This is a genomic window from Streptomyces sp. NPDC096105 (assembly GCF_044763335.1).
Classification (GTDB): Bacteria; Actinomycetota; Actinomycetes; order Streptomycetales; family Streptomycetaceae; genus Streptomyces.
In genome coordinates this window covers 72,335-92,896 of the sequence record NZ_JBIWGC010000013.1, presented here as the reverse complement: position 1 = coordinate 92,896, position 20,562 = coordinate 72,335, and the positions used below count along the sequence as shown (strand labels likewise).

Annotated in this window: 20 protein-coding genes; 17 read left to right on the top strand and 3 right to left on the bottom strand. The window is 71.8% G+C overall.

Annotated elements, in window-relative coordinates:
- Positions 1-5: 5 nt before the first annotated feature.
- The 4 genes from ACIQ8B_RS20935 (at position 6) to ACIQ8B_RS20920 (ending at position 3,380) form a co-directional block, all read left to right on the top strand.
- Complete coding sequence (locus tag ACIQ8B_RS20935; RefSeq protein WP_403548651.1) at positions 6-743, top strand: prepilin peptidase; 738 nt, start codon at positions 6-8, stop codon at positions 741-743.
- 68 nt (positions 744-811) lie between these two features.
- Entirely contained in the window at positions 812-2,011 is a 1,200-nt protein-coding gene (gene mqnC, locus ACIQ8B_RS20930; RefSeq protein WP_106412983.1) for a cyclic dehypoxanthinyl futalosine synthase, read from the top strand.
- 7 nt (positions 2,012-2,018) lie between these two features.
- Complete coding sequence (locus tag ACIQ8B_RS20925) at positions 2,019-2,618, top strand: imidazolonepropionase-like domain-containing protein (RefSeq protein WP_106412982.1); 600 nt, start codon at positions 2,019-2,021, stop codon at positions 2,616-2,618.
- 66 nt (positions 2,619-2,684) lie between these two features.
- A complete protein-coding gene (locus tag ACIQ8B_RS20920) occupies positions 2,685-3,380 on the top strand; it encodes a demethylmenaquinone methyltransferase (RefSeq protein ID WP_290005743.1) in 696 nt (231 codons plus the stop codon).
- On the opposite strand, the gene ACIQ8B_RS20915 is transcribed toward ACIQ8B_RS20920, so the two are convergent.
- Together ACIQ8B_RS20915 and ACIQ8B_RS20910 are read right to left on the bottom strand one after the other, a co-directional pair.
- A complete protein-coding gene (locus ACIQ8B_RS20915) occupies positions 3,367-3,726 on the bottom strand; it encodes a PASTA domain-containing protein (protein WP_106416293.1) in 360 nt (119 codons plus the stop codon). The two genes, ACIQ8B_RS20920 and ACIQ8B_RS20915, sit on opposite strands and share 14 nt — an antisense overlap.
- Positions 3,727-3,837: 111 nt before the next feature.
- Positions 3,838-4,344 carry a GNAT family N-acetyltransferase gene (locus ACIQ8B_RS20910; protein ID WP_403548648.1) on the bottom strand — a complete coding sequence of 169 codons (507 nt, stop codon included), beginning with the start codon at positions 4,342-4,344 and terminating at the stop codon, positions 3,838-3,840.
- A 98-nt stretch (positions 4,345-4,442) separates the two neighbouring features.
- On the opposite strand from ACIQ8B_RS20910, the gene ACIQ8B_RS20905 reads away from it, so the two are divergent.
- Positions 4,443-5,726 carry a geranylgeranyl reductase family protein gene (locus tag ACIQ8B_RS20905; RefSeq protein ID WP_403548646.1) on the top strand — a complete coding sequence of 428 codons (1,284 nt, stop codon included), beginning with the start codon at positions 4,443-4,445 and terminating at the stop codon, positions 5,724-5,726.
- Between the two features lie 176 nt (positions 5,727-5,902).
- The gene (locus ACIQ8B_RS20900) at positions 5,903-7,597 is read left to right on the top strand and encodes a hypothetical protein (RefSeq protein ID WP_403548644.1); all 1,695 of its coding nucleotides are present in this window, start codon (positions 5,903-5,905) and stop codon (positions 7,595-7,597) included.
- A 285-nt stretch (positions 7,598-7,882) separates the two neighbouring features.
- Here the strand turns inward: ACIQ8B_RS20900 and ACIQ8B_RS20895 are convergent, their stop codons facing one another.
- Positions 7,883-8,728: a C40 family peptidase gene (locus ACIQ8B_RS20895; protein ID WP_403548642.1), complete on the bottom strand. Its 846-nt coding sequence runs from the start codon at positions 8,726-8,728 to the stop codon at positions 7,883-7,885.
- An 896-nt stretch (positions 8,729-9,624) separates the two neighbouring features.
- Here ACIQ8B_RS20895 and ACIQ8B_RS20890 point away from each other — a divergent pair.
- The 11 genes from ACIQ8B_RS20890 to nuoK are packed head-to-tail and all read left to right on the top strand — an operon-like array spanning position 9,625 to position 20,562.
- A complete protein-coding gene (locus ACIQ8B_RS20890; RefSeq protein WP_007490928.1) occupies positions 9,625-9,984 on the top strand; it encodes an NADH-quinone oxidoreductase subunit A in 360 nt (119 codons plus the stop codon).
- Between the two features lie 13 nt (positions 9,985-9,997).
- Positions 9,998-10,552, top strand: coding sequence for an NADH-quinone oxidoreductase subunit B family protein (locus ACIQ8B_RS20885; RefSeq protein WP_290005751.1), 555 nt, complete (start codon positions 9,998-10,000; stop codon positions 10,550-10,552).
- Positions 10,549-11,298, top strand: coding sequence for an NADH-quinone oxidoreductase subunit C (locus ACIQ8B_RS20880; protein WP_290005752.1), 750 nt, complete (start codon positions 10,549-10,551; stop codon positions 11,296-11,298). The genes ACIQ8B_RS20885 and ACIQ8B_RS20880 overlap by 4 nt, the downstream gene beginning before the upstream one ends.
- Positions 11,295-12,617 (top strand): NADH-quinone oxidoreductase subunit D, encoded by a 1,323-nt coding sequence (locus tag ACIQ8B_RS20875; RefSeq protein WP_290005753.1) that lies wholly within the window; start codon positions 11,295-11,297, stop codon positions 12,615-12,617. Before ACIQ8B_RS20880 ends, ACIQ8B_RS20875 begins: the two co-directional genes overlap by 4 nt.
- A complete protein-coding gene (nuoE, locus tag ACIQ8B_RS20870) occupies positions 12,614-13,576 on the top strand; it encodes an NADH-quinone oxidoreductase subunit NuoE (RefSeq protein ID WP_403548639.1) in 963 nt (320 codons plus the stop codon). Before ACIQ8B_RS20875 ends, nuoE begins: the two co-directional genes overlap by 4 nt.
- A complete protein-coding gene (gene nuoF, locus ACIQ8B_RS20865; protein ID WP_403548637.1) occupies positions 13,576-14,922 on the top strand; it encodes an NADH-quinone oxidoreductase subunit NuoF in 1,347 nt (448 codons plus the stop codon). The genes nuoE and nuoF overlap by 1 nt, the downstream gene beginning before the upstream one ends.
- The gene (locus ACIQ8B_RS20860; protein WP_403548635.1) at positions 14,919-17,423 is read left to right on the top strand and encodes an NADH-quinone oxidoreductase subunit G; all 2,505 of its coding nucleotides are present in this window, start codon (positions 14,919-14,921) and stop codon (positions 17,421-17,423) included. Before nuoF ends, ACIQ8B_RS20860 begins: the two co-directional genes overlap by 4 nt.
- Entirely contained in the window at positions 17,420-18,793 is a 1,374-nt protein-coding gene (gene nuoH / locus ACIQ8B_RS20855; RefSeq protein ID WP_403548633.1) for an NADH-quinone oxidoreductase subunit NuoH, read from the top strand. The genes ACIQ8B_RS20860 and nuoH overlap by 4 nt, the downstream gene beginning before the upstream one ends.
- Positions 18,786-19,427, top strand: coding sequence for an NADH-quinone oxidoreductase subunit NuoI (gene nuoI / locus ACIQ8B_RS20850; protein ID WP_093550543.1), 642 nt, complete (start codon positions 18,786-18,788; stop codon positions 19,425-19,427). Before nuoH ends, nuoI begins: the two co-directional genes overlap by 8 nt.
- The gene (locus tag ACIQ8B_RS20845; RefSeq protein WP_403548631.1) at positions 19,424-20,266 is read left to right on the top strand and encodes an NADH-quinone oxidoreductase subunit J; all 843 of its coding nucleotides are present in this window, start codon (positions 19,424-19,426) and stop codon (positions 20,264-20,266) included. Before nuoI ends, ACIQ8B_RS20845 begins: the two co-directional genes overlap by 4 nt.
- Entirely contained in the window at positions 20,263-20,562 is a 300-nt protein-coding gene (gene nuoK / locus ACIQ8B_RS20840; RefSeq protein ID WP_004927567.1) for an NADH-quinone oxidoreductase subunit NuoK, read from the top strand. The genes ACIQ8B_RS20845 and nuoK overlap by 4 nt, the downstream gene beginning before the upstream one ends.

The window sequence follows — 20,562 nt, the reverse complement described above, 5'->3', positions numbered from 1 at the left end:
ACGGGATGACCGACGCACCGGAGGCCGTGCTGATCGCCGTCGCCGCGCTGTGGGGCGGGGCGGCCGGTGCGCTGCTGCCCCGCGCCGCCCACCGGTTCTCCGTCCCCGCCGGGGAGGAGTGGCGCACGGCGTGCCCGCAGGGGCACCCGCTGGCGGGCTGGCTCGGCCCGGCCCGCTGCCGGGCGTGCGCGTCAGGCCCGTACGGGAAGGGCGCCGCCGTCCTCGTGACGGTCACCGCGCTGGTCTGCGCGGCCCTCGCCGCCGCCACCGGGACCCGGCCGGAGCTGGCGGTGTGGCTGCTGCTGGCGCCCGCGGGCGTGCTGCTCGCGACGGTCGACCTCCGGGTGCAGCGGCTGCCCGACCCGCTCACCCTGCCGTTCGCCGCGACGGCCCTGGTGCTGCTGGGCCTGACCGCGCTGGTCCCCGAGCACGCGGGGGAGTGGAGCACCGCCCTGCTGGGCGCGCTCGCGCTCGGCGCCGGCTACTTCGTGCTGTTCCTGGTCAACCCGGCCGGCATGGGCTTCGGCGACGTGAAGCTGGCGCTCGGCGCGGGCGCGGTCCTCGGCTGGTACGGCTGGCCCACCGTGCTGCTCGGCACCCTCGCCGGGTTCCTGTGCGGGGCGCTGTACGGGGGCGCGCTCGTGGTCGCCCGGAAGGCGGGGCGCAAGACGTCGATCCCGTTCGGTCCGTTCCTGATCGGCGGGGCCTTCGCGGGGCTGCTGATCGGTGCGTACGCGGCCTGACGCCGGCGCGCGGGGACGGCTGACGTACGCTGATTCCGTCCGTCCACACCCCTGAGAAAGGGACACCGGTGACCGAGAAGGCCGACCTTCAGCCCGTCCTCGACCGTGCCGCCGCCGGTGGGCGGATCACCCCCGAAGAGGCCCTGGTCCTCTACCGGGACGCCCCGCTGCACGCGCTGGGCGCCGCCGCCGACGCGGCCCGCCGGCGCCGGTACGCGGGCACCGAGCACATCGCCACGTACATCATCGAGCGGAACATCAACTACACGAACGTGTGCGTCACGGCGTGCAGGTTCTGCGCGTTCTACGCGGCCCCCAAGGACACCGCCAAGGGCTGGACCCGCGACCTCGACGACATCCTGCGCCGCTGCGCGGAGACGGTCGAGCTGGGCGGCACGCAGATCATGTTCCAGGGCGGCCACCACCCGGACTACGGCGTCGAGTACTACGAGAAGCACTTCGCGGCCATCAAGAAGGAGTTCCCGCAGCTCGTCATCCACAGCCTGGGGGCGAGCGAGGTCGAGCACATGGCGCGGATCTCCAAGGTGAGCGTCGAGGAGGCGATCCAGCGGATCCACGCGGCCGGGCTGGACTCCTTCGCCGGCGCCGGCGCCGAACTGCTGCCGGAGCGCCCGCGCAAGGCCATCGCCCCGCTGAAGGAGTCCGGCGAGCGCTGGCTGGAGATCATGGAGATCGCCCACAACCTGGGCGTGGAGTCCACCTCCACCATGCTGATGGGCACCGGCGAGACCAACGCCGAGCGGATCGAGCACCTGCGGATGATCCGGGACGTGCAGGACCGCACGGGCGGCTTCCGCGCGTTCATCCCGTACACCTACCAGCCGGAGAACAACCACCTGAAGGGCCGCACGCAGGCCACCCTCTTCGAGTACCTGCGGATGATCGCCATCGCCCGGATCTTCCTGGACAACGTGGCGCACATCCAGGGCTCGTGGCTGACCACCGGCAAGGAGGTCGGCCAGCTCTCCCTGCACTACGGCGCGGACGACCTGGGCTCGATCATGCTCGAGGAGAACGTGGTCTCCTCCGCCGGCGCCAAGCACCGCTCCAACCGGCTGGAGATCATCGACCTGATCCGCAAGGCGGACCGGGTCCCGGCGCAGCGCTCCACGACGTACGAGCACCTCGTCGTGCACGACGACCCGGCGAACGACCCGGTCGACGACCGCGTGGTCTCGCACATCTCGTCCACCGCCATCGAGGGCGGCACGGCCCACCCGGAGCTGAAGCTCCTGCCCGCCAACTGACGTCCGCGTGCTGACCCTTCACGTCGCCGAGGCCTCGCCCGACACGGCCGTGCTGGTCGACGGCGCGCACATCGCCGCCGTCGGCCCGTACGAGGACCTGGCCGCCGCCCGCCCGGACGCCCGGCTGCGGCGGTGGCCCGGCATCCTGACGCCCGGACTGCTCAACCCGTACGGTCCGGAGCTGCTGGAGCAGGCCTACCACCCCGACCCGCGCGAGGCGGACCGGCTCGGCACCGAGCCGCTGTTCGGGCTGCGGGCGCGGGCCCTCCTCGCCTCCGCGCCGTCCGCGCGGGGCGCCAGCGCCCGGCGCGGGGTGCAGCGCCTGCTGGCGCACGGCACGGTCGCCGTCGCCGGTGAGATCCGCGGCCGCGAGGCCCTGGACGCCGTGCGCCGGGCCGGACTCGCCCTGGCGGGGCGTCCGCCCGCGCTGCCCGGGCCCCCGGCGCTCTCCCCGGTGCCGCTCGTGCTGCTGCCGGCCCTCACCGCCGGGAGCCCCGCGCGGTTCGCGGTGTTCGACGTGCCCGACCGCGACGGACTGGTCCGGCAGGGCGCGTCCACCTGCGTGGCCACCGTGGTCGGCGGGCGCCTGGTCCACCGCCGGCGCTGAGACCGCTCGCGCCCGTACCGGTACGCCGCCGCGGGCGGGCGGAGGCGCGGCTGCAAGAATGGGCCCGTGACCCGCGCATCCCTGGACAAGCAGCCGCACGAAGTCGCCTCGATGTTCGACGACGTCGCGGAACGGTACGACCTGACCAACGACGTGCTGTCCCTCGGACAGGACCGGCGCTGGCGCAAGGAGGTCGCGAAGGCGGTCGGCGCGCGGCCCGCGCAGAAGGTCCTGGACCTGGCGGCCGGCACCGGGACCTCCTCCATGCCCTTCGCCCGCACCGGCGCCTACGTCGTGCCCTGCGACTTCTCCCAGGGCATGCTCCGGGTCGGCAAGCGGAACAACGCCTGGCTGCCGTACACGGCCGGCGACGCGACCCGGCTGCCGTTCAAGGACGACGTGTTCGACGCCGTCACCATCTCCTTCGGCCTGCGCAACGTGCAGGAGACCGACGCCGCGCTGCGCGAGATGCACCGGGTGACCCGGCCCGGCGGACGCATCGTCATCTGCGAGTTCTCGCACCCGACCTGGACGCCGTTCCGCACCGTCTACACCGAGTACCTGATGCGCGCCCTGCCGCCGGTCGCCCGCGCGGTGTCGTCCAACCCGGACGCGTACGTCTACCTCGCCGAGTCCATCCGCGCCTGGCCCGACCAGCCCGCGCTGGCCGAACGGCTGCGGGGCGCCGGCTGGTCCAAGGTGGCCTGGCGGAACCTCACCGGCGGTGTGGTGGCCCTGCACCGGGGCTTCAAGGAGAGCTGAGCACCACGACGGGCGCCCCGGCGCCCGGCTCCTCCAGCTCGCGCCGAGGCCCGCCCGGCGGCGGCAGCGGAGCGCGCGGCACGCGCACCCCTCCGCCGCCCTCGCCCTCGTCCTCGTCGAAGTCCAGCCACACGTGCACCACGGAGTGGCGGGGCACGGGGGTGCCGGGCTGCGGGTACTGGCGGACCACGTGGTCCACGACGGCGTGCGGGAAGTCCGGACGGCCGGGCGCGTCGACGGACAGGCCCCGCGCGCGGGCCGACTCGCGCGCGTCGACGGCCATCAGCCCGACCAGGCGCGGCACGCGCACGTCGCCGGTCCCGTGTCCCTCGGCTGTCCTGCGCATGGACGTCACCCCCAGCGGTACCGGCAGAGTAGGCCGGGGGCGCGTCCGACGGAAGCACTCCGTGAGGATCCGTGACGGATTATTACGCGGAGTAGCCGGTCGCGGGGGTCGTCAGAGGCCGAGGCGGTAGCAGTGGCACTCCTCCCGCGTGGTGGGGAGGGTGAGCGTCTCGGCGAGACGCATGCCCAGCCGCCGGGTCACCGCGATCGAGCGGGTGTTGCGGGCCTTCACCATCGCCACCACGCCCGTCAGACCCGCCGCGCGCACCCGGTCCAGCGTCTGCAGGGCCGCCGCCGTGACGTAGCCCTTGCCCCAGTGCTCGCGGGCGAGCCGCCAGCCGATCTCGACCTCGCCGGTGGGACCCCACTCACGCTCCCAGGGCTGGGCGCCGGTGAAGCCGATGACCTGCCCGTTCTCGTCGAGGACGCTCCACAGGCAGAAGCCCAGCTCGGCGTCGTGCCGGCGCTGGCGGGCGGTGAGTTCCTCGTAGACCGACAGCTCCGCCGGCCGGCCGCCGTGGAACTCCATGACGTCGGGGTGGGCGAAGATGCGGTGCCAGGTGACGGCGTCCTCGTCGGTGGGAACCCGCAGCCGTACGGCGGGGAGTGCTCGGTTCACGGGGCAGCCCTTCAGCCGGGTGATCACGTCCGCTGAATAGACTGCCTGTGTCCAGTGCCGGTCGGCACGAAGATTCCGAACTCTGGGGAGATCCCGCCGTGACCGAGCCCCTCTCCGACAACACCGCCGACGTGATCGTCGTGGGCGCGGGGCCAGCCGGCTCCACCACCGCCTACCACCTGGCCCGGTCCGGCCTCGACGTGCTCCTGCTGGAGAAGACCGAGTTCCCGCGTGAGAAGGTGTGCGGCGACGGCCTCACCCCGCGCGCCGTGAAGCAGCTCGTGGCCATGGGCGTCGACATCTCCGAGGAGGCCGGCTGGCTGCGCAACAAGGGCCTGCGCATCATCGGCGGCGGCGTCCGCCTCCAGCTGGACTGGCCGGATCTCGCCTCCTTCCCGGACTACGGACTCGTGCGCAAGCGCGACGACTTCGACGAGCAGCTCGCCCGGCAGGCGCAGAAGGCGGGTGCCCGGCTGTACGAGCGCTGCAACGTCGGCGCGCCGGTCGTCGACGACCGCACCGGCCGCATCACCGGCGTCAGGGCCAAGCTCGGCGAGGACAAGCGGGAGGTCACCTTCCACGCCCCGCTGGTGGTGGCCGCCGACGGCAACTCCACCCGGCTGTCCCTCGCGATGGGGCTGCACCGGCGCGAGGACCGCCCGATGGGCGTGGCCGTGCGGACGTACTTCACCTCGCCCCGCCACGACGACGACTACCTGGAGTCCTGGCTGGAGCTGTGGGACCGGCGCGGCCCGCAGGACCGGCTGCTGCCCGGTTACGGCTGGATCTTCGGCATGGGCGACGGCACCAGCAACGTCGGCCTCGGCGTGCTCAACACCTCCGACTCCTTCAAGGAGCTGGACTGGCGCGAGGTCCTCAAGGCCTGGTGCGCGTCCATGCCGGAGGACTGGGGCTACACCCCGGACAACATGACCGGCCCGATCCGCGGCGCCGCCCTCCCCATGGCCTTCAACCGCCAGCCGCACTACACGCGCGGGCTGCTGCTGGTCGGCGACGCGGGCGGCCTGGTGAACCCGTTCAACGGCGAGGGCATCGCCTACGCGATGGAGTCCGGGCAGATCGCCGCCGACGTCATCGTCCAGGCGCACGCGCGCTCCACCCCGGCCCAGCGGGAGATCGCCCTCCAGCGCTACCCGCGCGTCCTGAAGGACACCTACGGCGGCTACTACACGCTCGGCCGCGCCTTCGTGAAGCTCATCGGCAACCCGAAGATCATGCAGATCGCCGCCCAGCGCGGCCTCACGCACCCCATGCTGATGAAGTTCACGCTGAAGCTTCTCGCCAACCTGACCGACCCCACGGGCGGCGACGCGATGGACCGCATCATCAACGGCCTGAGCAAGGTGGCGCCGAAGGCGTGAACCACCGGGCGGGTGACCGGAGCCGGCGGGCATGTCCGGCATCTCCGGGCGCGGTGTCCGATCGTGATCGTCGTGTGACGCATCCGTGAGCAACTGATCGGCTCCGGGCGGTGTCGAACGGGACGTGACCCAGCCGGGCACGTTCCGTTCGACGAAGTTCGACGAAAGAGCCTTTCATGACACAGCAGGCGAGACGGCTGCGCGCGCGGCTCGCGGCGCTGGGAGCGGTGGGGGCCACGGCGCTGGCCGCCGCAGGGGTCCAGGGCACGGCCCACGCGGCCGACGCCCCCCTTCCGGTGGTGATCACGGGCGAGGACCGGGTGGACCTGTCCCTCCACTCGGACAACGGCGATCCCACCGAGCCGCAGGTCGACCTGCGGCTCGACGTCCCGGGCAAGGAGTTCGAGGGCGACGGCGACATCCCGCCGGTGCACCTCGGGGACTACACGATCCGCATCGACGCCCGCGGGCTGGAGGGCGTCGCGCGGGCCGACCTGCCCTGCGAGGCCGACGGCCCGGTCGCGGTCTGCACGGGCTACGACCTGTACGCGGGGACGACGTACAACCGGGTCGGCGGCATCCGGCTCGACCTCGCCGACGACAGCGAGTCCGGGGACACCGGCAGCATCGTCGTCACCGGCGAGGGCGAGGGGCTGGACTTCACGCCGCTCACCATCGACGTGCGCGTCGGCGGCCCCGAGCTGCTCAACCGCGCACTCCCCCTGCCCGAGGACCTGAAGGCCGGCGGCACCTTCGAGCCGCCGCTGGGCGTGATGAACGTCGGCGGGCTGCCGTCCGAGGGCGCGGTGCTGCGGCTGTACGGCTCGCGCGGACTGTCCTTCCCGGACGACCACGGCAACTGCTCGTCGGCCGAGGTGAACACCGGCCCGCTGCTGCGGCAGCACACCGAGGTGCTCTGCACCTTCCCGGACACCCTCGACGCGGGGGCGGCGTACGCCCTGTCCCGGCCGGTGCGGGTGAAGGCCGCGGACTTCGCGCTGCACGACATCTTCTCCTACTCGTTCCGGCCTCTGGCGCCGGGCGAGGAGAAGACGCTGCACCAGGGCGAGGGGCGCCGGCGGGGCAGCGGACCGGACCTGACGCTGCGGCGGGCGGCCGGGGACGCCGACCCCGCGCAGTACGCCCGGTACGCCGAGCTGGACCTCCCGACGACCAACACCTACGACCTGGAGCTCACCGGCGCCTCGGCGTCCGGCGCGGCCGGGGACACGGTCACGGCGGAGATCGGGATCCGCAACAACGGGCCGGCCTGGATCAGCGCGCTGCGCTCCGGCGGCGAGCCGTTCTCCTTCACGGTGGTCGCGCCCGAGGGATCGACCGTCACCTCGGCGCCGAAGCAGTGCCGGACCGTCACCGTCGACGGCAGCGAGCCCGGTCACCGCTGCTCGGTGGCCACCCCGATGCTGGAGGACGCGCGGGTGACCTTCCCGTTCGAGCTGCGCGTCGACCGGGTCGTGGAGGGCGCCAAGGGCCGGGTGGCGCTGCCCGACTGGGACAACCCCTTCGACTCCGACCCGTCGAACGACGTCGCGTGGATCGTGCTGAACGCCCCCGGCGTGCCGGTCGACGACGGCACGGGCGGCTCGGCCGGCGGCCCCTCGGACGCCCCGTCCGCACCCGGCTCCGGTGACGGGGACGGCTCCGGCGACGGCACCGGCACGGACGACTCGGACGGCGCGGACGGCGCGTCCGGCGGCGGTGCGGGCGACGACGCCGACGGCGGTCTGGCGCTCACCGGCGCGCAGGGCGTGGGCCTGCTCGGCGGCGCGGCGCTGCTCGCGCTGGGGCTCGGCGCGGCCCTCGTGGCGCTCCAGCGGCGTCGCGCCCGCGGCGCCGGGGCGGCCGCCTGACCCACGCGTCGCTGTGACGCCCCTGTGGGGGCCGGAGTCCGCCACGGCGGCTTCCCGGCCCCCGTGGCGTTTCCGGGTCCCGTGAGGGCCCGTCACGGGGCGCGGTGAGGGCCGCGGCGGCACCCCGCGCGCTTCCGGCGCGCGCCGCGGCGGGGCGATCGGGGCAATACGGTGATCTCGCCTCCCCAAGGGGCCGGGAGACGCAGGGAGGCCGGGGGAGGCCGGGAGACGCGGAGGGCCGCCGCCTCGTCGAGGCAGCGGCCCTTCCGTCCGTGGGGGCGCGGGTCAGAGCACCCGCACCGCACCCGACGCCGGGTAGCCGGAGAGGTCCTGGATGACGACGCCCTTCGCGGAGTTGGCGGCGTCCAGGTACTGGCCGTTCCCGATGTACACACCCACGTGGTACGCGGAGCCCTTGCCGCCCCAGTACAGGATGTCGCCGGGCTGGATCTGCGACAGCGGGATGTCGGTGCCCACCATCGACTGGTCCTGGGAGACGCGCGGCAGGTCCACACCGACCTGCTTGAACGCGGCCTGCACCAGGCTGGAGCAGTCCCAGGCGTTGGGCCCGGTGGCGCCCATGACGTAGGCGTCGCCCACCTGAGCGTGGAGGAAGGAGAGGACCGTCGCGACGCTGCCGCCGGCCGGCGCGGAAACGGCGGCGGAAGCGGAAGCGGTCGTGGTCTCCGTGGCGAGCGAGGGACGCTCGGCGTCGCGCGCCGCGCGCTCGGCGGCCGCCTGGCGGGCCTTCTCGGCCGCCTTCTCCCTCGCCTCGGCCTTCCTCTTGGCCTCGGCCAGGTCCGCCTTGGCCTGCTTCGCGGCCTCGGCGGCCGCCGCGTCACGCTCGGCCCGCAGCTGGTAGTTGGCGGCCGCCTGCTGGGTGGCGTCCGCGGACTGGGCGACCTGAGCGGCCAGGTCAGCCGTCAGGGTCGGCAGTTCGAGGGTCTGCGTCACCGGCTCGGCGGCGTTGGCCGAGCCGGACGCCCCGGCCACTGCCAGGGTGCTGAGGACGCCACCGGCAACTCCGGCCCGCACTGCGATCGTGGAGGTCGCGGTGCGGCGGGGCTTCCGGTGGCTGCGTATGTGAGCGGTGTGGGACATGGGAACAACCGGTACCAGGGGCTGCTTCATATCTTCAAGAAACGTGGGCTGCGCCACAGTTGTTCAATCCAGCGCCCAAATCCCCCGCACAGCCCTCTCCATTGACGCCACAACGGACATTGCGGGCGGTCGTGACCGGGCCGTGATCACGTACTTTCATCGTTACGCCCGAATTGCTCCCCGCCTACCACTGGTTGGGGTGGTTGGCCAAGCCCCGCTCCTGAGGGCCTCTCAGAAGTGTGACGGAGGTCACGGAACGATCGGAGCTCTCAGGGCGTCCGCCGGTCCTGCGTGCCGCGTCACGGGGGCCGCTTGTCCGGTTCGCGGCTCCTGAGGTGTCCCTCGCGGGGGAAGTGCCCCGATTGTCCGGCCGAGTCGCCGGCCCGTCCGCCGAGCCGGCGGCGGGGCGGGCCCGTCGGCCGGATCCGGCGCTCCGGACTTCGTGAACGCGCGCACACGTCCACATCGCGTTCCGCGACCCCCCGGAGGTGTGAACGCCGCCTCTACCAAGACGGGCCGTCCAACGCCAATTTGCATGCAGAGGAATCGTCTTGATATGGAGACGCTTCCCTCGAGACCCCTCTGAGCTGCACCGAAGGGTCAAGATGTCACCTTTGGTGATCGCGCGGACGCTTGGAGTGTGAAGATCACCGCTCATCCGACTTCATGATCGTTCGTCAGGTGGTGGAGATCACAAAGCTTGTGGAAGACCCCGTGTCGCAGATCACAGACCCACAGGCATAAGATGCGGAGCAGTTGGGCTTGTGACCTGCTTCACATGTTCTCGATCTTCGCCGGGGCGGGCGTGGTTCGAGGGGCGTGCGGGGCGCGAGCGAGCCCGATGCACACCTCCCCCTAGGTCTCGGCTTCGCTCGACCAGGGGGGACCCCCATGCAGTCAGTGCCGACTGAGAGGAGCGAGGAGCGGTGAACGCGTATGCGCCCATCCTCGTACTGGGAGCCCTCGGGGCAGGCTTTGCGATCTTCTCCGTGGTCATGGCCACGCTGATCGGTCCGAAGCGGTACAACCGGGCGAAGCTCGAGGCCTACGAGTGCGGCATCGAGCCGACCCCCACGCCGGCCGGCGGCGGGCGCTTCCCCATCAAGTACTACCTGACGGCGATGCTCTTCATCATCTTCGATATCGAGATCGTCTTCCTCTACCCCTGGGCCGTCACCTTCGACGCCCTGGGGCTTTTCGGGCTCGTGGAGATGCTGCTCTTCGTGCTCACCGTCTTCGTCGCGTACGCGTACGTATGGCGGCGCGGCGGCCTGGAATGGGACTGAGGGGCCACAAGTCATGGGACTCGAAGAAAAGCTGCCGAGCGGATTCCTGCTGACCACCGTCGAGCAGGCCGCGGGCTGGGTGCGCAAGTCGTCCGTCTTCCCCGCCACGTTCGGTCTCGCCTGTTGCGCCATCGAGATGATGACCACCGGCGCGGGCCGCTACGACCTGGCGCGCTTCGGCATGGAGGTCTTCCGCGGCTCGCCGCGGCAGGCGGACCTCATGATCGTCGCCGGGCGGGTCAGCCAGAAGATGGCGCCGGTGCTCCGGCAGGTCTACGACCAGATGCCGAACCCCAAGTGGGTGATCTCCATGGGGGTCTGCGCCTCCTCGGGCGGCATGTTCAACAACTACGCGATCGTCCAGGGCGTCGACCACGTCGTCCCGGTCGACATCTATCTCCCCGGCTGTCCGCCCCGCCCCGAGATGCTGATCGACGCCATCCTCAAGCTCCACCAGAAGATCCAGAGCTCCAAGCTCGGTGTGAACGCCGAGGAGGCGGCCCGCGAGGCGGAGGAGGCGGCGCTCAAGGCCCTGCCCACGATCGAGATGAAGGGGCTGCTGCGATGAGCGACGCGAACGACACCGCGGGCGGTGGTGTGAACCCCGAGAAGGAGCTCTCCGCCGAGAACCTCCCCGGCCAGCGGGGACAGGGCGGCGAGGAGATCCGCGTCCAGCGCGGCATGTTCGGGGCGAACAACGGCGGCGACACCTCCGGTTACGGCGGCCTGGTCCGCTCGGTCCGGCTCCCGGGACCGGCGACCCGCCCCTACGGCGGCTGGTTCGACGAGGTCGCCGACGAACTGGAGGGGGCCCTGGAGGAGCAGGACCTGCTTCCGGAGAACGCCATCGAGAGGACGGTCGTCGACCGCGGCGAGATCACCTTCCACATCGAGCGCGAGCACCTGGTGCGGGTGGCGAAGACCCTGCGCGACGACCCGGCGCTGCGGTTCGAACTGTGCACCGGCGTCAGCGGCGTGCACTACCCCCACGACAAGGGGCGCGAGCTGCACGCCGTCTACCACCTGCGCTCGATCACCCACAACCGGGTGATCCGCCTGGAGGTCAGCGCGCCGGACAGCGACCCGCACATCCCGTCGCTGTTCTCGGTCTATCCCACGAACGACTGGCACGAGCGCGAGACGTACGACTTCTTCGGCATCGTCTTCGACGGTCACCCGGCCCTGACGCGGATCATGATGCCGGACGACTGGCAGGGCCATCCGCAGCGCAAGGACTATCCCCTCGGCGGCATCCCCGTCGAGTACAAGGGCGCCCAGATCCCGGCTCCGGACCAGCGGAGGTCGTACTCGTGAGCACGTCGCACGCAACCCCCCGTGAAACCACCGAGGGCACCGTCTACACCGTCACCGGCGGCGACTGGGACGAGGTCGTCGAGGCCGCGGCCCGGACCGACGACGAACGGATCGTCGTCAACATGGGTCCGCAGCACCCGTCCACCCACGGGGTGCTCCGGCTGATCCTGGAGATCGACGGCGAGACGGTCACCGAGGCCCGCTGCGGCATCGGCTACCTCCACACCGGCATCGAGAAGAACCTCGAGTACCGCACGTGGACCCAGGGCACCACGTTCGTGACGCGCATGGACTACCTGACGCCGTTCTTCAACGAGACGGCGTACTGCCTCGCGGTCGAGAAACTGCTCGGCATCGAGGACCAGGTGCCCGACCGCGCCTCGGTCATCCGGGTGCTCCTGATGGAGCTGAACCGGCTCTCCTCCCACCTGGTGTGCCTCGCCACCGGCGGCATGGAGCTCGGCTCCACCACCATCATGATCTACGGATTCCGGGACCGTGAGCTGATCCTCGACGTCTTCGAGCTGATCACCGGCCTGCGGATGAACCACGCGTTCGTCCGCCCCGGCGGACTGGCCCAGGACCTGCCGCCCGGCGCGGTCGACCAGATCCGCGAGCTCGTCAAGAAGATGCGGAAGAACCTCCCGGAGTACGACAAGCTCGCCACCGGGAACCCCATCTTCAAGGCCCGTCTGCAGGACGTCGGTTACCTGGACCTGGCCGGCTGCATGGCCCTCGGCGTCACCGGCCCCGTCCTGCGCTCCACCGGCCTGCCGCACGACCTGCGCAAGGCGCAGCCGTACTGCGGCTACGAGACGTACGACTTCGACGTCCCCACCGCCGACACCTGCGACTCCTACGGCCGCTTCCTGATCCGGCTGGAGGAGATGCGCCAGTCGCTGCGCATCGTCGAGCAGTGCCTGGACCGGCTGGAGCCGGGACCGGTCATGGTCGCCGACAAGAAGATCGCCTGGCCCGCCCAGCTCGCCCTGGGGCCCGACGGACTGGGCAACTCCCTCGACCACATCAAGCAGATCATGGGCACCTCCATGGAGGCCCTGATCCACCACTTCAAGCTGGTCACCGAGGGCTTCCGCGTCCCGCCCGGGCAGGCGTACACGGCCGTCGAGTCGCCCAAGGGTGAACTCGGGGTGCACGTCGTCTCCGACGGCGGCACCCGCCCCTACCGGGTCCACTTCCGCGACCCGTCCTTCACCAACCTGCAGGCCGTGGCGGCGATGTGCGAGGGCGGCCAGGTCGCCGACGTCATCGTCGCCGTCGCGTCCATCGACCCCGTGATGGGAGGCGTCGACCGGTGACCACCTCTTCTTCCGAGCGGGGCGTCAGCCTGGGCATGCCGGAACTGCCCGCGCCGGCCTACCCGGACGACGTCCGGGCCCGGCTGGAGACCGACGCGCGGGCGATCATCGCCCGTTACCCGGACTCCCGGTCCGCCCTCCTGCCGATGCTGCACCTGGTGCAGTCGGAGGAGGGCCACGTCACGCGCACCGGCATGCGGTTCTGCGCGGAGATGCTGAACCTGACCACGGCCGAGGTGACCGCGGTCGCCACCTTCTACACCATGTACCGGCGCCGCCCGAGCGGCGACTACCAGGTCGGGGTGTGCACCAACACCCTGTGCGCGGTCATGGGCGGCGACGCCATCTTCGAGGAGCTCCAGGAGCACCTGGGCGTCGGCAACGGCGAGACCACCGCCGACGGCAAGGTCACCCTGGAGCACATCGAGTGCAACGCGGCCTGCGACTACGCGCCCGTGGTGATGGTCAACTGGGAGTTCTTCGACAACCAGACCCCCGAGAGCGCCAAGCGCATGGTCGACGACCTGCGCGCCGGCCGCCCGGTCGCGCCCACCCGCGGCGCGCCGCTGTGCACCTTCAAGGAGACCGCCCGCATCCTGGCCGGCTTCCCCGACGAGCGGGAGGGCGCCGTCGAGGCCACCGGCAGCGCGGGTCCCGCCTCCCTGACCGGCCTGAAGCTGGCCAAGGGGGAGACCGCCCCCGCGCGCGTGGTGCACCCCCGTGGCGAGGCGCCGCGCGACGCCCCGCCGCACGAGCCGTCACCGGCCGAGCACCTCAGCTCGCACGACGCGCCCCAGAAGACGTCGGCCTCCGACCCGGCCCACCCGTCACCCACCCCCGCCCGTGCAGGAGAGGCCGCGCCTCGCCCCTCCGATCCGTCGCCCACCACCGCCCGTGACGGAGAGGCCGCGCCTCGCCCCTCCGGACCGTCGGGTCCCGCCGCCGAGGAGGGGGAGTGATGACCTTGGCACCCGAACTGAAGGACACGAGCCCGGAGAAGCTGCTCGCGCCGGTGCTGTCGGCCTTCTGGGACGAGGAGAAGTCCTGGACGCTCGACGTCTACCGCAGGCACGACGGCTACGAGGGCCTGCGCAAGGCGCTCGCCATGTCGCCGGACGACGTCATCGCGTACGTCAAGGACTCCGGACTGCGCGGACGCGGCGGCGCCGGCTTCCCGACGGGCATGAAGTGGCAGTTCATCCCGCAGGGCGACGGCAAGCCGCACTACCTCGTCGTCAACGCCGACGAGTCGGAGCCCGGGACCTGCAAGGACATCCCGCTGCTCTTCGCCAACCCGCACAGCCTCATCGAGGGCATCGTCATCGCCTGCTACGCCATCAGGTCGTCGCACGCCTTCATCTATCTGCGCGGCGAGGTCGTCCCCGTGCTGCGCAGGCTGCACGAGGCCGTGCGCGAGGCGTACGCGGCCGGTTTCCTCGGCAAGGACATCCTGGGCAGCGGACTCGACCTCGAACTCACCGTGCACGCGGGCGCGGGCGCGTACATCTGCGGTGAGGAGACCGCGCTGCTCGACTCCCTCGAGGGCCGCCGCGGCCAGCCCAGGCTGCGTCCGCCCTTCCCCGCCGTCGCGGGCCTCTACGCCTGCCCCACGGTGGTGAACAACGTCGAGTCCATCGCGTCGGTTCCCGCCATCATGAACCGGGGCAAGGACTGGTTCCGCTCGATGGGCAGCGAGAAGTCCCCGGGCTTCACGCTCTACTCCCTCAGCGGCCACGTCGCGAGCCCCGGCCAGTACGAGGCGCCCCTCGGCATCACCCTGCGCCAGCTGCTCGACATGAGCGGCGGGATGCGGCCGGGCCACCGGCTGAAGTTCTGGACGCCGGGCGGCTCCTCCACGCCGATGTTCACCGACGAGCACCTCGACGTCCCCCTCGACTACGAAGGGGTCGGCGCCGCGGGCTCGATGCTCGGCACCAAGGCGCTGCAGTGCTTCGACGAGACCACCTGCGTGGTCCGCGCCGTCACCCGCTGGACCGAGTTCTACGCCCACGAGTCCTGCGGCAAGTGCACCCCCTGCCGCGAGGGCACGTACTGGCTCGTCCAGCTGCTGCGCGACATCGAGGCCGGCAAGGGCCGGATGTCCGACCTCGACAAGCTGAACGACATCGCCGACAACATCAACGGCAAGTCCTTCTGTGCCCTCGGCGACGGCGCCGCCTCGCCGATCTTCTCGTCGCTCAAGTACTTCCGCGAGGAGTACGAGCAGCACATCACGGACCGTCGCTGCCCCTTCGACCCGGCCGCGTCGACGGCCTGGGCCGACCGTACGGAGGTGCACGCATGACTGTGACCACCAACGCTCCCGCCGGAGGGGGAGAGGCGGCGGTCCCGCCCGAGGACCTCGTGACGCTGACCATCGACGGCGCCGAGATCAGCGTGCCCAAGGGCACCCTGGTCATCCGCGCCGCCGAGCAGCTCGGCATCGAGATCCCCCGGTTCTGCGACCACCCGCTGCTCGCGCCGGCCGGCGCCTGCCGCCAGTGCATCGTGGAGGTCGAGGGCCAGCGCAAGCCCATGGCGTCCTGCACCATCACCTGCACCGACGGGATGGTGGTGAAGACGCAGCTCTCCTCGCCGGTCGCGGAGAAGGCCCAGAAGGGCGTGATGGAGCTGCTGCTCATCAACCACCCGCTGGACTGCCCGGTCTGCGACAAGGGCGGCGAGTGCCCGCTGCAGAACCAGGCGATGTCGCACGGCAACGCCGAGTCCCGCTTCGAGGGCAAGAAGCGCACCTACGAGAAGCCCGTCGCGATCTCCACGCAGGTGCTGCTGGACCGCGAGCGGTGCGTGCTGTGCGCCCGCTGCACCCGGTTCTCGAACCAGATCGCGGGCGACCCGATGATCGAGCTGGTCGAGCGGGGCGCGCTGCAGCAGGTCGGCACCGGCGAGGGCGACCCGTTCGAGTCGTACTTCTCCGGCAACACCATCCAGATCTGCCCGGTCGGCGCGCTCACCTCGGCCGCGTACCGGTTCCGCTCCCGGCCCTTCGACCTCATCTCGTCGCCGTCGGTGTGCGAGCACTGCTCCGGCGGCTGCGCCACCCGCACCGACCACCGGCGCGGCAAGGTCATGCGGCGGCTCGCCGCCGAGGACCCCGAGGTCAACGAGGAGTGGATCTGCGACAAGGGCCGCTTCGCGTTCCGGTACGCGCAGCAGCGGGACCGGCTCGACACCCCGCTGGTGCGCAACGCGGAGGGCGACCTCGAACCGGCGTCCTGGCCGGACGCGCTGCGGATCGCGGCGCAGGGCCTGCTCGCCTCGCGGGGCCGCACCGGGGTGCTGACCGGCGGCCGGCTCACCGTCGAGGACGCGTACGCGTACAGCAAGTTCGCCCGGGTCGCGCTCGCCACCAACGACATCGACTTCCGGGCGCGCGTGCACAGCACCGAGGAGGCCGACTTCCTCGCCGCGCGCGTCGCGGGCCGCGGCCGCGACCTGGACCGCACGGGCGTCACCTACACCTCCCTGGAGAAGGCGCCGGCCGTGCTGCTCGTCGGCTTCGAGTCCGAGGAGGAGGCGCCCGGCGTCTTCCTGCGGCTGCGCAAGGCCCGGCGCGCGCACGGGCAGCGCACCTTCGCCCTGGCCACGCACGCCACGCGCGGCCTGACCAAGGCCGGCGGCACGCTGCTGCCGGCGGCCCCCGGCACCGAGACCGAGTGGCTGGACGCGCTGGCGAGCGGCGTCGGCCTGGAGGGCGACGGCGCCGCGGCCGCCGAGGCGCTGCGCGCCGAGGGCGCGGTGGTCGTCGTCGGCGAGCGGCTGGCCGCCGTACGGGGCGGGCTCACCGCGGCCGTGCGGTTCGCCACCGCGACCGGCGCCCGGCTGGTGTGGATCCCGCGCCGGGCCGGGGAGCGGGGCGCGATCGAGGCGGGCGCGCTGCCGTCGCTGCTGCCGGGCGGCCGCCCGGCGACCGACCCGCGCGCCCGGGAGGAGGTGGCCGCCCTCTGGGGCGTCGCCGAACTCCCGCACCGCTACGGCCGGGACACCGCCCAGATCGTCGAGGCGGCCGCGCGTGGCGACCTGCAGGCGCTGCTCGTGGCGGGCGTGGAGGTCGCCGACCTGCCCGACCCGGCCCGTGCGCGGGCCGCGCTCGCCGAGGCCGGGTTCGTGGTCTCCCTGGAGCTGCGGCCCGGCGAGGTCACCGAGCTCGCCGACGTGGTGCTGCCGGTGGCCGCGGTCGCCGAGAAGGCCGGCACCTTCCTCAACTGGGAGGGCAGGGTGCGGCTGTTCGAGGCGGCGCTCAAGCCCGACCAGATGACCCGGCGGGTCGCGCCCACCGACGCGCGCGTGCTGCAGATGCTCGCCGACGCCATGGACGTGCACCTGGGCCTGCCGGACCTGCGCACGATCCGCTCGGAGATCGACCGGCTCGGCCTGTGGGACGGCCCGCGCGCCGCCGACCCGGCGGAGACCGCGGGCGCCCTGCCCCGGCCGGCCGCCGGCGAGGCGGTGCTGGCCGGCCACCGGCTCCTGCTGGACCTGGGCGTGCTGCAGCAGGGCGACGAGGCGCTGGCCGGCACCCGGCACGCCGCTCTCGCCCGGCTGTCGGCCGCCACGGCCGCCGAGGTCGGCGTCAAGGACGGCGACCCGCTCGCGGTGACCGGTCCCGCCGGGACGCTCGAACTGCCCCTGTCCGTCACCGAGATGCCCGACCGGGTGGTCTGGCTCCCGCTGAACTCCACGGACGGCGGGGTCGCCTCCGGCACCGGGGCGCTCCCCGGCTCCCTCGTCCGCATCGGCCCGGCGACCCTCGCCGGCGAGGCTCCCCAGGAGGTGGAGGCATGAGCCCGTACCTCGCCGCTGAAGACCTCTCGATGTTCGGCCGCGACCCCTGGTGGCTGATCGCCCTCAAGGCGGTGTTCTGCTTCGCCTTCCTGATGGTGACCGTGCTCCTCAGCATCGTCATGGAGCGCAAGGTCGTCGCCTGGATGCAGCTGCGCGTCGGCCCCAACCGGCACGGCCCCTGGGGCATGCTCCAGTCGCTCGCCGACGGCGTGAAGCTGATGCTGAAGGAAGACGTCGTCGTCAAGCGCGCGGACAAGGCGGTGTACGTCCTCGCGCCGATCGTCGCGGCGGTCCCCGCCTTCATGGCGTTCGCGGTGATCCCCTTCGGGCCGGCCGGCAACGAGATCTCGATCTTCGGCCAGCGCACCACGATGCAGCTCACCGACCTGCCGATCGCGGCGCTGTACATCCTCGCGGTCGCCTCCGTCGGCATCTACGGCATCGTCCTGGCGGGCTGGAGCTCCGGCTCCACCTACCCGCTGCTGGGCGGCCTGCGCTCCTGCGCCCAGATGATCTCCTACGAGATCGCCATGGGCGCCGCGTTCGCCTCGGTGTTCCTCTACTCGGGGTCGATGTCGACGTCGACGATCGTCGGGCAGCAGGCCGACCGCTGGTACGTGCTGCTGCTGCCGGTGTCGTTCCTCATCTACATCGTGACGATGGTCGGCGAGGTCAACCGCGCCCCGTTCGACATGCCGGAGTCCGAGGGCGACCTGGTCGGCGGCTTCAACACCGAGTACTCGTCGATCAAGTTCGCGATGTTCATGCTCGCCGAGTACATCAACATGGTGACCGTCTCGGCGGTCGCGGTGACCCTCTTCCTGGGCGGCTGGCGGGCCCCCTGGCCGGTCAGCACCTTCTGGGAGGGCGCCAACCACGGCTGGTGGCCGATGCTCTGGTTCACCGGCAAGCTGCTCACCCTGCTGTTCTGCTTCGTCTGGCTGCGCGGCACGCTCCCGCGGGTCCGCTACGACCAGCTGATGAAGCTCGGCTGGAAGGTCCTCATCCCGGTCTCCCTGGTGTGGCTGATGGCGGTCGCCACGGTGCGGGCGCTGCGCAACGAGAACTACGCGTTCGCCGACATCGCGCTCTACATCGCCGCCGGCGTCCTCGTCCTGCTGCTGCTCTCCTTCGTGGCGGACATGTTCCGCGGCCGGGGCGAGGACGCCGCACAGCCCGCGGACCAGCCTCCGTTCGACCCGATGGCGGGCGGGTTCCCCGTGCCGCCGCTGCCCGGACAGGAGCTGCCCCCGGTGCCGCGGCGCCGTCCGCGCCACGAGCGGGAGCTCGTCGTCAGTGGCGGACCCGATACTCACAGTGACGAACCACAGGGCGGATCTACGGATGGAAAGGAGGCGTCCGATGGCTGAGGAACCGAAGGACACCAAGCCCGGTTTCCTGAACCCCGTGGCCGGCTTCGGCGTGACCTTCAAGGCCATGTTCAAGAAGCGGCTCACCGAGCAGTACCCGGAGCAGCAGAAGACCACCGCTCCGCGCTTCCACGGACGGCACCAGCTCAACCGCCATCCGGACGGTCTCGAGAAGTGCGTCGGCTGCGAGCTGTGCGCCTGGGCCTGCCCCGCCGACGCGATCTACGTCGAGGGCGCGGACAACACGGAGGAGGAGCGCTACTCGCCCGGCGAGCGGTACGGCCGCGTCTACCAGATCAACTACGCCCGCTGCATCCTGTGCGGCCTGTGCATCGAGGCGTGCCCCACGCGCGCGCTGACGATGACCAACGAGTTCGAGCTGGCCGACTCCAGCCGGGCGAACCTCATCTACACCAAGGAGCAGCTGCTCGCCGGCCTGGAGGAGGGCATGGTCGAGGCCCCGCACGCCATGTACCCGGGCACGGACGAACAGGACTACTACCGCGGCCTGGTGACCGAGGCGGCGCCCGGCACGGAGCGTCAGGTCGCCCACTCCAAGGGCGAGGTGGTCCAGGAGGCCGAGTCCACGTTCGGCCCGGAGGAGCCGGCATCGGAGAAGGTGATCGGGCGATGACCGAGCAGCTCGCCGCCTACTCGACCTCGACCGGCGAGGCCGTCCAGTTCTGGATCCTCGGCACCGTCGCCGTGATCGGCGCCCTGTGCACCGTCTTCATGCGGCGGGCCGTGCACAGCGCGCTCTGCCTCGCCGGGACCATGATCATCCTTGCGGTGTTCTACCTGGCCAACGGCGCCTACTTCCTGGGCGTCGTGCAGATCGTCGTCTACACCGGCGCGATCATGATGCTGTTCCTGTTCGTGGTGATGCTGGTCGGCGTCACGGCCGCGGACTCCCTGAAGGAGACCATCAAGGGCCAGCGCTGGCTGGCCCTGCTGTGCGGCCTCGGCTTCGGCATCCTGCTGGTCGGCGGCATCGGCAACGCCTCGCTGAACGAGTTCAGCGGCGTCGGCGAGGCCAACGCCGGGGGCAATGTGCAGGGCCTCGCCTCCCTGATGTTCACCCGGTACGTCTTCGCCTTCGAGATCACCGGCGCGCTGCTCATCACGGCCGCCGTCGGCGCCATGGTGCTCACCCACCGGGAGCGCACCGAGCGGGCCAGGACCCAGCGCGAACTGGCCGAGCAGCGCGTCCGCGAGGGCACGTACCTGCCGCCGCTGCCCGCGCCCGGCGTCTACGCCCGGCACAACGCGGTGGACATCGCGGGCCTGCTGCCCGACGGCACCCCGTCGGACCTCACCGTCAGCAAGACGCTGCGGGAACGGGGCCAGGTCCGTGACGTGTCGCGGGAGGCGATCAACGACCTGCGGGCGATGGAGCAGCGCGCGGAGGAGCGCCTGGAGCGCCGCGCGATCGAGCCGCCGACCTTCAAGCGGCCCGAGGAGGCGTCGAAGTGAATCCCGTCAACTACCTGTACCTGGCGGCGCTGCTGTTCACCATCGGCGCCACCGGTGTGCTGATCCGGCGCAACGCGATCGTGGTGTTCATGTGCGTCGAGCTGATGCTCAATGCCTGCAACCTCGCGTTCGTCGCCTTCTCCCGCATGCACGGCAACCTCGACGGCCAGATCATCGCGTTCTTCACGATGGTCGTCGCCGCCGCGGAGGTCGTGGTGGGGCTGGCGATCATCGTGTCCCTGTTCCGTTCCCGCCACTCGGCCTCGGTCGACGACGCCAGCCTGATGAAGCTGTGA